Below are 14,555 nucleotides of genomic sequence, written 5' to 3' on the forward strand. Positions count from 1 at the left end.
TTCACTTTGGGCGCGGAACGCTTCACTTTGGGCGCGGAACGCTTCACTTTGGGCGCGGAACGCTTCACTTTGGGCGCAAAAAGGCTGCCATAGAAAGTTAAACTTTCTAGGCAGCCTTTTTTTCATACGATACTCGCTACTTTCTTCGATTGATTGTCCAATTCGGATGCAGATGAGGCAATCGCAAGGAAGTCGTCCATCGCCACTTCGATCCGTTGCTGACAACGATCAACGTTTTCCTGTGCCAACGTCGTCCCTTTGGAAATGTTTTTAATCTCCGTCGTGATCGCTTCGACCCCTTCGCGCACTTCAACGATCGATTTCTCAACATTCGCCGATAATTTTCGAACCTCTTTCGCGACGACGTCGAATCCCCTCCCATGCTCTCCCGCTCGCGCCGCTTCAATCGCGGCATTCAGAGCAAGCAAATTCGTTTGGGCAGCAATTTCCCTTATCGTCTTCACGATATGTTGAATGCTCTCTGCGTGCAGCTGCAAATTCCCGAGTGTTTTCGTATTGTCATGTGAAATTGTCGCGATATCTTCGATAATGACTAATAATTCCTTGCTCCGTTCAATCCCGATATCCGCACGCTCGGTCAACCCTTCCGCCATCCGACTCAACTCTTCGACGACAGAAGTAATAGAAGTTTGCCGTTTTGTAATGTTCGAGGCGACCTTGGAAATGCTAATCACCTTTCTCCCATCGTGACTGAAAACCGGCATATACGTTGCCTCGAGCCAAACTTTCTCGCCATTCTTATCCTTCATTTCAATTTTCCCATGTTGGCTAATGCCTCGAAGCAACTCCCGCCAAAACTTGTCGTATTCGACGCTTCTCACATATTCTTTGAAACAAAGGTCCTCATGACGGACACCAATCATTTCATCTTTCGTGTACCCCATTGCGTTCGCAAATATTTCATTCACATATGCAATTTTATGATCCAAACCATACCTGATGATTGCAAGATTCTTTTCAAGCGCCTTTACAACATGATCGTCCGTTACTTGCTCAACCACCTGTCTCACCATTTCTCCCCCTCCATCTCTCCAACCGAGAACTGACCTTTCGTCATTATTCTAAATATTTGAACCTATTACTATTTAACCATAGTCTCGTGTGAAGTGGAATACCTTGGATATTGTTGTTGCTATTTATTCTAAAATATTTATTGGTACATAGAATGGTAAGTAGTAAATCTGGAGGTGATGTTTTGGATAATTCATTTCAACAACAGGCTATGAATGAAATGCAATTCTGGTTGCAAATATTAGGGGATCATAGCCGCTTCATTCACGATTCTCTAGCCCCAGGGCAAACCGAGTGGATTGACACTGCCGCGGCTTTTAGGGATCGGTTCGATAAATTATTGGATCGGTCGAAACAATCGTTGGATCAAGACGAGTTGCTGTCATTGGCCGGTCTTTCTAAAACGGAGAGTGAAGCAATCCGGGAATTGAAACTCGCCATTCTTAAAGAGCAATTGGTAGGCAAGATCAAAATTTCATTGCCACCCCCATTCGTTAATCATATGGTCAATGAAGTTGAAGAAGCGATCCGCATCCTTTCCTACTTGGAAAAGGGCGAATCGCCTCCCCCGGTCCACCCGCTTCACCATGATCTGTTATGGCTACTCGATGCTGCAGGTCATGCCGGGGCGATTGACGCGAACTTGGACCGCGTGGAAAAACAGTTGAAGAAGAAGAGCAGGAAATTCGTCAAAGATTGGGAAGCATTCTACTTGAAAGCTGTGGAATTGACTGGATTTTTGCGAACGAACGTAGCGAAATTTCCCGCCCTGGATAAATTCCATGACGACGTTTACTTGGAAATGACGATTTTCAAAACGTTTTTGGGTGAACTTGAGGAAATGGGTCTTAAAAAAGAGACACTTGGAACCCTCACCCCACTGATGGCCGACCATATGGCGCGCGAGGAATGCTATTATTTGATGAAACTCGCAGAATCAGCCGGGACTCCAGATCCCGATTGTAATCCTGCGAATGACAGAGTGCAGGGGTAATAGGATTCTAGGAACCTACTACCACTGCATTACTGATGTTCGCAAGCGCCGCCAAAATACTGGCTCCCGTTATATGGCTCGTCTTCGGATTGTCCGGAGACGGGTTGTTTTTGATTGTCATGTCAAATTCGCCGAAAGAGCCGCTTGCTTCGATATGATGAATATTTTGCGTGACATTCGGATCGGCAATGATTCGGACTCGCGTCTTTTCTACGCCAATGCCAGCCAACGATAACACGATTGCAACATTCGCGTTTTTAGGGAATTGTTCAATCGCGTCACGGGCTGAACCTTCAAACAAAGTTTGCTCCGCGGTTATTTTTTCTGCGGTAAGAGAATGAGCGGGTTTGCGGGTCGTCAGCGTGACAGAATTGAGTCCACCTGCCAACTTGGCGGCCTTCAGGGCATCCAGTCCACCTATTGCACCGGATGGTAAGTAGATACGGTGTCCGCTTTCTTGTCCAGCCTCTTCTATACGTTCACCGAAGGATGGATCGGCGAATGCACCTATACTGATGATCATCAAATCCTTCTTATCGATGACTTTGAGTGCATATGTTATTACCGCTTCAATATTGGAGCATTCTATTACAATATCAATATCTGATTGTAAGAAGGATTCAATGTCGTAGAATGCCTGACAGCCATATGTATCGGCTATAGTGGGTAGCTCCTCTTTCGCTTTTTTGCGTTCATCTAAGATGGCTACAATTTCAGAGTTCGGTATGATTTGTTCTATGTTTATTTTTCGTAAGAGAAATGTACCTAAATTTCCTTTTCCGATTAGACCTATTTTGATTGAGATCAGTCCTATCCTTTTCAATAAACTATACCTGAGATTTTGTTTATTTTCACTCTATCTAATTAAACATTGATTATCTATACAAGACAGATGCATTCTTTTCTATTTCATTAATTAGCTCCCGGCGAGCGTCATCTCAGCCTTCCCATCTGTCATCCTCCTCTCTAGCTGGTTGTTAGACTGGCACTTTTCTTGAGTATTTGCGTCTACACTTCAAGCAACTGCTCTCAATAAAATTAAATTCAAAGATAGTACTAAAGAAACACAAAGTTCAAGATTAATAAAATAGAAAAAGCCAACTATCCGAAAGGATAGTTGGCTACTAGCTGTAGTAAGAAGTATTATTCTGTCCTGAAATCTCAAATAATTAATTGATTAAATTATTTAAGAACGCTAACTGTAACGCCAGCTTTTACTTTTACTCCATTAACATCTACAAGGTTAGTCACTCGGCCAGTATAACCAGTTTCTTTAGTAGTTACTGTCAAGTTAGAACCATTAATTACATTAGTCCAGTTGCTGTCCTGAGCAGTTACTGTAATCACAATTTTCTTATTATCAGAACCCGCTTCGGTAACAACTGTTGCAGGTGTTCCAGTAGCTGGTTGAGCAAAAGTTCCTGCATCACTTTTAATTTGCAAATCAGCAAGAATTTTACCTACATCTGTGCCCAAAGTTGCCGGGTTAACAGCTTCATCAAAAGTAAGTTCTAAAGAATTACTAATAATTTTCGCAGAAACCAATGTAGCAGCAGTGTTGTCAGCTACATCAACAACTTTAGAGATAGACTTAACTGTTTTGCCAGTTGTAGATTTTACTCCAGATACATTTAGTTCCGCTTGTCCTGGTGTAGTAGAATTTCCAAAGTTAATGGACTCATCGCCAAGCTCGATAACTACACGTGTAGTTGGTGCACCAGATTTAAAGTAGATATCAGTACCGGCAGGAAGCGCTTTACCATCCAACTTATAATTGTTTAGGTTTAACGCAGTTTCAGCTGTTACATCTTCACTAAACTCAACTTGGAAAACGTTTGGTGTTCCACCATTATTTGTGATAGTCGCAGTTAAATCTGAAGCTGGAACACCCGCCTTAGTTGCAGAAGCAGTAATTGCTTTGCTTGCGTTTCCGTGTGAATCATTAACGAATCCTTCAGGTAGTCGAACTGTGTATTCTCCACCTGCTAATTCTACTGCACTGTTTGGTGTAATGCGAAGAATCGTTTGGTCACCATTCGTATCATTAGCAAAGCTAACTGCACCATCTGCCATGGAAACAGCAACGCCGTCTTTACGAAGTGTTACATTGTTACGGTTAGTGTTAGTAGTGGATGTAATTTGCTTGTCAAATTTCAATTCAATGTACTTTTTATCTGATGAAATGGAAGTAGAAACTACCATTGGAGCTGCCACATCTTTATTCATAGTTACAGTTTTAGTTGTCGCAGGTAATTCCTTGCCAAATACATCTTTTAATTGATTTGCTGCAAATACAAATGAAACATCTTTCGAGCTAGCATTTCCATAGAAATAGTTTGGTCCAGTAGTGTTACTGCTAGTACCCGTATATGTTACTTTAACTACTCTTGCGTCGTTAACATCTTTTGCAACGTTAATGTCTGCACCACTAACAACAGTGCCATCAATAATTACACTTAATGCCGATTTAATGTCATTATCAGAAGTAGCAATAGCTTTATTAAATACAAACTCAGCCGAATTTGTATTTAGTTGTTTTGCAGAAACTACCTGAAGTTCAGTATCATCTTTTGTAATAACTACATTTGATGTAGAAGCTTCAAGTTGATTTCCTGCATAGTCTTGAACCCCCGTAACATAAACAGATGCAGTTGATCCAGAAGCTACTGACGCAGGCTTAGCAAATGTAAATTTAGTATTATTCGCAGATGCAGTAACAGTACCTACTGCGATAGGCGAGCCATTTACTCGGAAAATAGATGGTATTCCTTTCACTGGCTCTGATAACGTTACTGTGATTTCACCATTGGTAACATCATATTCAACATTCGATACTGTAGGAGCGACTTTGTCATCAACAGTTACAACGTTTGAAAATGGTTTAAGTGCTTTACCTTTAGCATCTTTTACATCATCAGTAACTGTTACCGCATAGCTGCCACTAAAGAACTGTGCCCCACCATTACCTACAGCTGTAATAGTTAAGGTCTTTCCATCTTTACTTAGTTCTCCTTTAAATGTGTCAGCATCTCTGTTATCACCAGCAGCTACAGTTCTGGAAATTGTGATGTTTTGCAAATCTCCATTACCATTAACTACAGTGTTTTTTTCAACAGCATTGTTGAACTTGATTTCAACTTGTTTAGCATTAACCGCATTTACTGAAACCACTTCTGATACTGGATTCTCACCCACTACCACAGTAACCACAAGATCCTCAGCGCTATTACCAGCTGCGTCAACTGCGCTGTAAGTCACTTTGTAAGTACCAGGTACTTTAGTGTCGATAGCAGTTAGTCTTTCGCCAGCTTCGTTTGTGATAACTGAAGTGACTTCGATTTCTTCGTCAACGTTGTCAGTTGCAGTTACAACTGGAGCTGTAAACTCTTTACCGTATTCAACGTTAAGCGTTTTTTCGCCAGTGTAAACTAGTTTAGGAGCTTCAGTGTCTACTTCTGCTTCTAGTTCAACGATAGAAGTTTTGTAGAGGAATGAAGCGAATTGACCGCGTGTTGTTGTGCTTTTTGGGTTGAATTGCGGTGCAACCGGGTTTGTGATGTCGAAGTAGTCTAGTACGTCGATGTACGGACGAGCTTCTGCTTTTGCTTTTGCAAGGTCAGTTACATCTTTGTCGAATTCTGTTTCTTTTACTAGAGTTACTAGGTCTGTTTTATGGATAGCGTCGTATGCTCTAACAAGAACGATTGCCATGTTTTCACGTGTAATATCGAGTCCTGCGCCGAGTGTGCCATCCGCATAACCGTTAAATACACCATTGTCTTTTACCAATGCAGCGTATTTAAGGAGTTCGTCATTTGATTTAGATGTTAGATCTTTGAAACGTGGGTTAGTCTTGTAATCTGTTGGAACTTTATAGTCTAGTGATTCAAGCCATTTACCCATCATTTTAACAACATCAGAACGAGTCAATGTTTTGTTTGGTTGGAATGTACCGTCGGGATACCCGCTAATAACTCCTGCTTCTACTAATGCGTTGATAGCTGGTGCGTGTGTATTCCCTTCTTTCACGTCAGTGAATTGTGCTGCGCTAGCAACTGGTGCTACTGCTGTTGCGACTAGTGCTGCTGAAGCTGCACCGATCATGAAATTACGATATTTTTTTGGTTGGTTGTTACCCATAAATATATTTCCTCCTCTGAGATGAACTAAATAATTGAGAGCACTGCATCCCATATACATATACCCTCGACTCACATTATTAATCATATTTTTATAAAATGATAGAGGAATTAATTGGGTATAGAACCAAAATATCATCCTAACACTTGATATAGAGGGATTTTATCCGTCTAAAATTTTTTTTTAAAGAATAGAAGAATCCTGTAATGACAACAATAAATTGAATCTTTTAAACTAAATTTACCCATTATTTCCCTCTTTCATGTACTTGCTAGATAAAAAATGTAAGAGTGGATTTTCGAACAAACTATGTCTGTTAAAAGAGTACTATTTTTTATTCGCCTTTTTCAGGAACTGTTGATAAATCGGTTTCAAAGATTTCGGTGTCAACTCGATATCATTTTCATGCGCATACTTGATAGCATGTCCTAATGCGATTGTCATTGCTCCAGCTACACTTGCTCCTGCGACCATGCCAGCACCGGGAATCAATTTCACGATCTGTCTGAAAACCGTCTTTCCTATATTTCCTACAATCGTAGCGATAATTAATTCTTTTGCATTATCTTTTGATATTGGTTTGCCGTACAAGGTTGAGAGTTTCAACATGAGACTGACTTGCAATGCAGTTAACGGTACAAAGTCGGATCCAGGGATCGGTACGGCTCCGATTGTGGCAGCGGATGCTCCCGCTGCAAGGATCCAACGATTGGCGACCGCAGATTTATCGGCCATGTTTGCGGCCATTAATATATCTTTTTTTTTGGTTTCCAATAATGTGAGCACTTCTTTTTGCAACATGCCGATATTTTCCCCCGTCCGCGAGGAAATCGGTGTGACAGGAAATTCGTATCCAGTATGGTCTTGCACATACTTCACGAGGCTCGGTATGTCTTCAGCCGCATCAATTTTATTCAATACAAGAATGATATCTTTATTCACTTTAGCGATTTTTTTTAATGATTTGAGTTCCGTATCCGATAATACAGTCCCTGCCGCATTTAAAAAGAATAAGATCAAATCTGCCTGCTTATAAAACTTCATCGTTTCCTCGGAATGTTCACTATAAATATCGTCCAGTCCAGGTGTATCGACGAAGATGATTTTTTCTTTGTAACTGAATCTCTTAATTTCCTGCGTTTCTCCTGGCTTCGCACCGACTTGTGCCACTTCATCGCCCATTAGACGATTGATTGTCGAAGATTTGCCGGCATTCACATCACCAATCATGGCGATTAGTATTTCACTTTCCAATTGTTCGTTGATTTCCGATGATTTCTCTTCGAAGATTTTGTCAAACTGCTCGTCTGACATCCATCGTTGACTCATCCGGATCACCTTCCTCACTTTTCATCTACTTACTTTATACGGATAGTATGGCTATAAGATTCATTTACTTATTCACTACCCTATCTGTCAGTAAATGAAAAATGAGAAATCAAAAAAACTGCATCTCCTAAGAGATACAGGCTACAGAGTGTAGACACAAATTCGTTCTTTGTCTTTGTCTACGCTCAATTTAATTTAAGGGATAAATACGATTAATAGACATATCCTTCAGCCTGATTGAAAGCGCTTGTCATCCTAGGCGCGAAGTGGAGCGAAGACGCGAATAGAACTAAAGTTCATGAGCGGACGAGCGACACGAGCAACAACGGATGCGAGCGTTTGTCAACAGACTGTAGCCTGCACCTCCTAAGAGATACAGGCTCTAATTCTAAAATATCTTCTTTCGATCTCTTTCATCCATTAGAATCTGGACAGATTCGCGGAACCGCAAGGAATGGACATTTTCCCTTTCCCGAAGGAATCTCAGTGCATCGGTTAACCCCGGGTCATCTGACAGGTCAATGAGCCATTGGTATGTCGCCCGCGCTTTCTCTTCCGCAGCAATATCCTCATACAAATCTGCGATCGGATCGCCTTTCGCTTGAATGTATGTCGATGTGAATGGGACGCCGTTCGCATTCTCATAGAAAAGTGCATGGCCGTGGTTCGCGAAATGCCCTGCTAGACCGGCTTCTTCCAATTGTTGAGGCGTGGCATCTTTCGTTAGTTTATATATCATCGTTGCAAGCATTTCCAAGTGGGAGAACTCTTCAGTAGCAATGTCATTCAACACGCCGATTACTTTGTCAGGAACGGTGTACCGCTGATTCATATAGCGTAGGGCTGCTGCAAGCTCGCCGTCCGCCCCGCCGTATTGCTCCATGATATACCTAGCCAATTTCGGATTACACGTCGTCACTTCAACTGGATATAAAAGCTTTTTCTCATAGACCCACATTCAGTCTCCCCCTTTCACCGTTGCCACGGCCACGGTGGTTGATTCCAACGCCAGCCTGCTTCGATTGCCTGTTCGGAAGGTATGGAATAGAGTGAAAGGGGTCCGTATCGATTTTCATATTGGCGTCTGAGGCGTGCTGCCTCTTTAATGGCTTCCCTCCATTGGTCCAATGCTTCTTGGTCATTGGGATGCGTATTCGTGTACAGTGTCAGTTCGACGACGACAAAATCGGCCTCCTGAACGCGTTGCATCATTTGACGTTCTTCATCAAATGCATTCACGAGATACCCTCCTCACGAGAAAATCCATCTACAAGTATCGGCCAAAGTGTTCCATGGCGGAGCGCCTGCTCTGGTGTGAATTGCGGAAGTCCTGGTGGTTGAAAATTGATGAACAGTTGAGGTGGCAGCACAAACTTCTTCACCCTAATGGGCGGACACGGGTCAAGGGGGGAAATCCATGGTTTGAAGCTTCCCCGGTATGACGGTCGTTCCAAATCTCATCACTCCTCATGCTATGTTATGCGAGGGGATTCAAATTGATTCATTTGGCCAAGTGGTGACAAGCATTTTAATTCTTTTCGTCTAGTAGTTTCTTGAACCATTTGGCACATTGATATGTTTCATTCCAAGCAGGATCCTTGTCTTCAACTCCCCAGCAAGCATATAAAGTCGACATCGATACGGCAGCTTTCAACAGTTTTTCGCGATCCAAGTCCAAGAAGTCACTGAGCAGGTCCACTCGCTTCTTCAACAATACTTCTGGATTCGGCTTTGTGAATAGGTGATTGATGAGGAATGAAACGACGTCAAAGTACGGACTGCCGGCAACACCTTTCGGATCGATCGCAAGCCAGCCTCTTTCACTTGAAAACAATATATTCTCATGGTGCAGGTCGCCATGCAGCAGTTCGTTGTCAGCTGATGAATGCTGAATTTTATGCAAGTAGGCATTTGCCGACTCGACCCATTCATTTGGAATCGGACCGTCGTTATCTGAAAAATTGCCCTGATATTTCGTAAATGCATTTGCCCAATCAAGGACCGTCGGAAAATCGCTATCTATCGGCAACGGTCGTCGAATTTGTTTCCAAACGCGACAAAAGTTTTGAATGACAACTTCTTCATCTGTTTCTGTACTAAGCAGTGTTCCAGGTTGCAGCTTTTCGAGCAGCATAGCCCCCTGTTCGGCATCAGCTTTCACGAGCCTCGCACACCCTTGTCCGTTGTAGTGCTGCACTGTCCGAATTTCGTTTGTAAAATCGAATCCCGGCAAACCTATTTTTAGTATGTATGGGTGGTTTTTCTCGTCTATTACATTCAAAACATAATTATAAGATAGGTTTGTGACGGGTCCCTGAAGCGTTAATCCCCATCTTTCTGCGACCTCTGTCACTTTAGATTCTAATGATTGGAGCCACTCTTCCCCAGCTGCACCAAAGCAGTTTATAATTTTTTCTTTAAATGAAATAGGTATGTGCATATGAAGTTCCCCTCAGATTAATTTAGCCATATAATATTCATCAACATATTGATCGTTGACGAACAACGAATCCTTTTTCACGCCCTCAATAGCAAAACCTGATTGTTCATAAAGTTTGATTGCCGCTGTATTAGTGGTCATAACAGTCAATTCTAAACGATGAAGATTGTTTTCCTTTGCCCAATTGTCCAACGAAGCAAATAGAGACTTACCGATCCCTTGTCCCCGATACTTCTCGGAAATGCCGATAACTATATATGCAGAATGGTTATTCCGATTAGCAGCACCAGCAATCACCATCAAATAACCCACCAGCGATCCGTCTACTTCAGCCATAAGAATAGTCGATGCATCAGCTCCAAACGACTCTATACGCTTCTTAAATTGTTCTTCAGACAATTTCCGCTCACCCGCTCCATAGAGCATCGTTTCCGAAGTTCTCTCCACTTCTCCAATGAGCCGAACAAGTTGATTCGCATCAGAGCTTTGAACTTGTCTAGTAATCATAGGAATCACCCACCATCACTTTTCTGAAAAATAAATCCAAAATCGCCGTATACACTTCCGGCTGCTCATTATGTACCAAATGGCTAGCAAATGGTACAACCGCCACATGTATATTTTCATTTTGATTTGGATAAATAGACACTCCAAATACCTCATGCTTCTTGTCTTCGCCTACTATATAGAGCACCGGACATTTCAACATAGATAAATCCGTCGTTTCATTGAACGGATACCAATCTTCCTCTATGGATTGGGCCAAAAACTCTTGCCAATCGGATTTGTGAATGGAATTGAAGTAATCCATTACTTCACTATGTGTAAGCAACGCATTTTGCATAGCCGCATCTTTTTGCCTTAATTCATTCCAATCATTAGGCTTTTGAGGAATTATGCCAGATATTACAAGGCTGTTGACCTTTTGTGGAATTCGTTTTGCTAATGAGAGACCAACAAGTGCTCCTAATGAACAGCCAACGACATGTGCCTTGTCAATCTTCAGTTGATCCAGCGTATCGACCAAATCATTGGCAGCCTGATTAAAATAACTACTCATATCTACTTCATCGACTTTAGATTTTCCGTGTGCACGCAAATCGGGGAAAATGACCTTGTATTTATCTTGAAAATAATTACGTTGGTACACGAAATCCGTTTCTCCTGTTTGCAATCCTGTATGCAAAAAGATTACCGGCTCCCCGTCTCCGTATACATTTGTGTGAAGAATCATTAGCTCAACTCCCCAATTGCATTAATATTGTCCCAGTAATAAGCAATCTCTTTGAATTCTTCTCCCCCGATGTCGATCATCGCTTCACTAATAGGTTGTCCGCCGAGTGATTCATAGAACTTTTTTGATGTATTTTGTTCGAGCACCCATACCAGCATCGAAGTAAATCCTTGTTCTTTCAGGTTTTGTGCAATTGATTCCGTCAGTTTCTTACCAATTCCCTGGCCTTGCACTTCATGCAGTAAATAAATTGCATATAACTCCCCGTCTGCGTCGTATTTGCCCGTGCGCTCTTTGCCTCCTGTCGCAAAGCCGACAATTTTTCCTCTTTCGTTTTCAGCAACATATAATGCATTTTTCCCAATGCCTCTGCGCCAATTTTCGGCACGTTGTTCGTACGATAGATCTTGAAGAACGGACTCGGAAACAATCCCTTTGTAAGTTGTCCTCCAGCTATCGACGTGCACACGTGCAATTCCTTCTGCATCACCTTGTACAGCCTCTCTGATTCTCATGTCATTCCCCCTCGGACACTATTAAATTTAGTGTACAGTAAATAGAGAATTAATAGTATTAATTTCACAAATAGTCTCCCGCATTAAGTTTCTAAAAAAGATATCAATCATTTCTCGAGAGTTATCAATCATTTCACGACTTTTATCGATCAATTAGAAGAGGATATCGATCATTTCCCAAAAGTTATCGTTCATTTCCCAGAACTTATCGTCATTTAATGACTTTGGACCTACTAAAACACAGCGAAAAACCGCCACATTTCCATTTCAATGTGGCGGCCCGATTCAAGCAAATCGACGGTGAACTTTTTTTCCATCGTATGAAAACACGACTTGCTTATTATCCACGTACGTCTCCAAATGAACGATGCGGCCCCATAGTTGGTGGATATACGGGAGGACGTTTTCCAAATACGGTACATCCAACTCGGTCTCTTCGTATTTATGCACCAAGTAGAGCTCCCCGTTTCGAACGTAATCCCCGTCATGTACGACAATATAAGGGAAGCCCCCGTTCACCCGCTGCGCAATGAGTCGGTCTTGCACGTTCCGATATTCCTTATCCGTTATTTTATAATGGCTTCCTTTTTTCTCGAATATATACATGTCTTCCCTTTGAACGAGCTCTCTCGTCAAGTAGTTCCGGATGAATGAAATGTCGGAGTCCATCTCCCTCACTTCGAACATCTTTTCCCTGCCGGAACCGGGCTTCACCCCTAATTCAATCATCTCTTCCGTCGGATGATCATACCGCCGTTCGATATCCTCAAAGATCTTCAATCCTAAATAATACGGATTGATGGACGTTCTGGAAGGCTGGATGACATTCGCGTTCAATTTAGCAAACTCGATCGTTTCGTCGGTCGTTAATTCCATTTCCCTTAAAATGCGCTGGTGCCAGTACGTTGCCCATCCTTCATTCATGATCTTCGTTTCCATTTGCGGCCAGAAATAAAGCATTTCTTCACGGATCATTGTCAGAATGTCTCTTTGCCATTCTTCCAATTCCCGACTGTTTTCCAAAATGAACAGCAATATATCCTTCTCGGGGGAAGCGGGCGTCTTTTTCCGTTTCGTTTCCGCCGGCGCTTTCAGCTTCTTATGGTCTATTCCCCATAAATCATCGTATTCCGTTTTCCGGATAAACGGCACATTGTCTTCTTGCTCCACTTCTTCATTCCCATGACGCCATCTGACAAGTGAAGGGTCGATATGCTCCTGGATTGCGAGCACGGCGTCCAAAAAGCGTTCAACCTCTTCGTTACCATAAACCATTTCATACTGGGCAATCCGTTCAGCGGTTGCCGTCATGCTTTCGACCATGTCACGCCTCGTATTCGCGAATCGGGCATTATTTTTGAAGAAATCACAATGGGCAAGGACATGGGCGATGATCAGCTTGTTTTGAATCAATGTATTGCTTTCAAGCAGGAAAGCATAGCAAGGATTGGAATTGATGACGAGCTCGTAAATTTGGCTCAGCCCTAAATCATATTGGAGCTTCATTTTATGGAACTGTTTGCCGAAGCTCCAATGTGAAAACCGTGTCGGCATTCCGTATGCGCCGAATGTATAGATGATATCCGCTGGACATATTTCGTAGCGCATCGGGTAGAAATCCAACCCGAATCCTTTGGCGATCTCCGTAATTTCTTCCGCAGCATATTGAAGTGCCTTGTGCTGTGTCATACGGATCCCTCCAGCTGTTTATGGAAGAACCTCTTCAATGCGTAGTAGACATCCTTGTTTTCCTTCAGAACATAATGACGGAATTTCGGGTCGTCGATTTTTTGATACGTATTCATTAACGTGGAATACCTGCTATGAGCATTCACTTCCCCGTAGCCGAACATATTGGATACTTCCATGAGCTGCTCTACTAACGACATGCATTTTCCGTTATCCGAAGACATATTTTCCCCGTCCGAGAAATGGAAAGGGTAAATATTATAGCGGGACGGATTATATTTTTGGGTAATGAGCTCGAGTGCTTTTTCGTAGGCAGTCGAGCAAATCGTCCCCCCGCTCTCCCCCTTCGAGAAAAAGTCGACTTCCGATACGACTTTCGCAATCGTATGATGGGCAATAAATTCAATATCCACTTTTTCATACTTCGTCCGCAAAAACTTCGTCATCCAGAAGTAGAAGCTTCTCGCCATATATTTTTCAAAATTGCCCATCGATGCGCTCGTATCCATCATCATGAGCACGACTGCTTTGGATTGTGGCTTGACGACTTCATCCCACGTCTTGAAACGTAGATCATCATTATAGATCGGCATGATTTCGGCGTTGCCTTCCATTGCATTCCGTTTGAACGCTGCGATGATCGTTCTCTTCTTATCAATATTACCGATAAGCCCTTTCTTCCGTATATCATTGAACTGAATGTCCTCATCCGTAATTTCCGCTTGTTCCCTTTTTTCGAGGTTCGGAAGTTCAAGCTCTTTGAATAAAGACTCTTCGATTTCTGCTATTGACACTTCCGCTTCATAGTAATCCTGGCCTGGTTTATCGCTTGCCTGTTTCCCTTTTCCTGCACTTTGACTGCCGTCACTCGCGACAATATCCCCCACCTGACTATCCCCGCCACCTTGGCCGACATGCTTCGATTTGCTGTGGTTATAACGGATTTTGTATTCATCCAAAGATCGTATCGGTATTTTTATGACGTCCTTGCCATCCGACATGACAATGCTTTCTTCACTGATCAATTCGGGTAGATTGTTGTGGATCGCTTTCTTCACTTTATCTAGATGACGTTTCTGATCCTGATATCCTTTTCGGTGAAGCGACCAGTTTTCCTGGGAGACGACAAAAGATTCGCTCTGCTCTTCTTGCATTTCTATTCACCTACTCCAGTCCACTCAT

General features: G+C 42.5%; 14 protein-coding genes. 1 reads left to right on the plus strand and 13 read right to left on the minus strand.

What is annotated here, in order from left to right:
- Positions 1–122 precede the first annotated feature (122 nt).
- Positions 123–1,034 carry a methyl-accepting chemotaxis protein gene (locus AB1K89_RS18295; protein WP_489686576.1) on the minus strand — a complete coding sequence of 304 codons (912 nt, stop codon included), beginning with the start codon at positions 1,032–1,034 and terminating at the stop codon, positions 123–125.
- A gap of 182 nt (positions 1,035–1,216) precedes the next feature.
- Between AB1K89_RS18295 and AB1K89_RS17425 the strand changes: the two genes are divergently transcribed.
- Entirely contained in the window at positions 1,217–2,026 is an 810-nt protein-coding gene (locus AB1K89_RS17425) for a DUF2935 domain-containing protein (RefSeq protein WP_413055962.1), read from the plus strand.
- A 7-nt stretch (positions 2,027–2,033) separates the two neighbouring features.
- On the opposite strand, the gene nadX is transcribed toward AB1K89_RS17425, so the two are convergent.
- The 12 genes from nadX to yhbH form a co-directional block, all read right to left on the minus strand.
- On the minus strand, positions 2,034–2,849 hold the full coding sequence (gene nadX / locus AB1K89_RS17430; RefSeq protein WP_413055963.1) for an aspartate dehydrogenase: 816 nt from the start codon (positions 2,847–2,849) through the stop codon (positions 2,034–2,036).
- A 359-nt stretch (positions 2,850–3,208) separates the two neighbouring features.
- Complete coding sequence (locus tag AB1K89_RS17435; protein ID WP_413055964.1) at positions 3,209–6,166, minus strand: S-layer homology domain-containing protein; 2,958 nt, start codon at positions 6,164–6,166, stop codon at positions 3,209–3,211.
- 327 nt (positions 6,167–6,493) lie between these two features.
- Positions 6,494–7,495: a YcjF family protein gene (locus AB1K89_RS17440; protein ID WP_413055965.1), complete on the minus strand. Its 1,002-nt coding sequence runs from the start codon at positions 7,493–7,495 to the stop codon at positions 6,494–6,496.
- A 388-nt stretch (positions 7,496–7,883) separates the two neighbouring features.
- Positions 7,884–8,453 (minus strand): manganese catalase family protein, encoded by a 570-nt coding sequence (locus tag AB1K89_RS17445; protein WP_413055966.1) that lies wholly within the window; start codon positions 8,451–8,453, stop codon positions 7,884–7,886.
- A gap of 14 nt (positions 8,454–8,467) precedes the next feature.
- On the minus strand, positions 8,468–8,734 hold the full coding sequence (locus AB1K89_RS17450) for a spore coat protein CotJB (protein WP_413055967.1): 267 nt from the start codon (positions 8,732–8,734) through the stop codon (positions 8,468–8,470).
- A complete protein-coding gene (locus tag AB1K89_RS17455; protein WP_413055968.1) occupies positions 8,731–8,949 on the minus strand; it encodes a spore coat associated protein CotJA in 219 nt (72 codons plus the stop codon). Before AB1K89_RS17455 ends, AB1K89_RS17450 begins: the two co-directional genes overlap by 4 nt.
- A gap of 74 nt (positions 8,950–9,023) precedes the next feature.
- Entirely contained in the window at positions 9,024–9,935 is a 912-nt protein-coding gene (locus tag AB1K89_RS17460; RefSeq protein WP_413055969.1) for an aminoglycoside phosphotransferase family protein, read from the minus strand.
- Between the two features lie 12 nt (positions 9,936–9,947).
- Positions 9,948–10,442, minus strand: a complete 495-nt coding sequence (locus tag AB1K89_RS17465; RefSeq protein ID WP_413055970.1) for a GNAT family N-acetyltransferase — start codon at positions 10,440–10,442, stop codon at positions 9,948–9,950.
- Positions 10,432–11,169 (minus strand): alpha/beta fold hydrolase, encoded by a 738-nt coding sequence (locus tag AB1K89_RS17470; protein ID WP_413055971.1) that lies wholly within the window; start codon positions 11,167–11,169, stop codon positions 10,432–10,434. The genes AB1K89_RS17465 and AB1K89_RS17470 overlap by 11 nt, the downstream gene beginning before the upstream one ends.
- Positions 11,169–11,684, minus strand: coding sequence for a GNAT family N-acetyltransferase (locus AB1K89_RS17475; protein ID WP_413055972.1), 516 nt, complete (start codon positions 11,682–11,684; stop codon positions 11,169–11,171). The genes AB1K89_RS17470 and AB1K89_RS17475 overlap by 1 nt, the downstream gene beginning before the upstream one ends.
- A gap of 285 nt (positions 11,685–11,969) precedes the next feature.
- Positions 11,970–13,373, minus strand: a complete 1,404-nt coding sequence (locus tag AB1K89_RS17480; RefSeq protein ID WP_413055973.1) for a SpoVR family protein — start codon at positions 13,371–13,373, stop codon at positions 11,970–11,972.
- A complete protein-coding gene (gene yhbH, locus AB1K89_RS17485; protein ID WP_413055974.1) occupies positions 13,370–14,527 on the minus strand; it encodes a sporulation protein YhbH in 1,158 nt (385 codons plus the stop codon). The genes AB1K89_RS17480 and yhbH overlap by 4 nt, the downstream gene beginning before the upstream one ends.
- Positions 14,528–14,555: the final 28 nt, after the last annotated feature.

The sequence above is a fragment of the Sporosarcina pasadenensis genome, from assembly GCF_047228845.1.
GTDB lineage: Bacteria > Bacillota > Bacilli > Bacillales_A > Planococcaceae > Sporosarcina.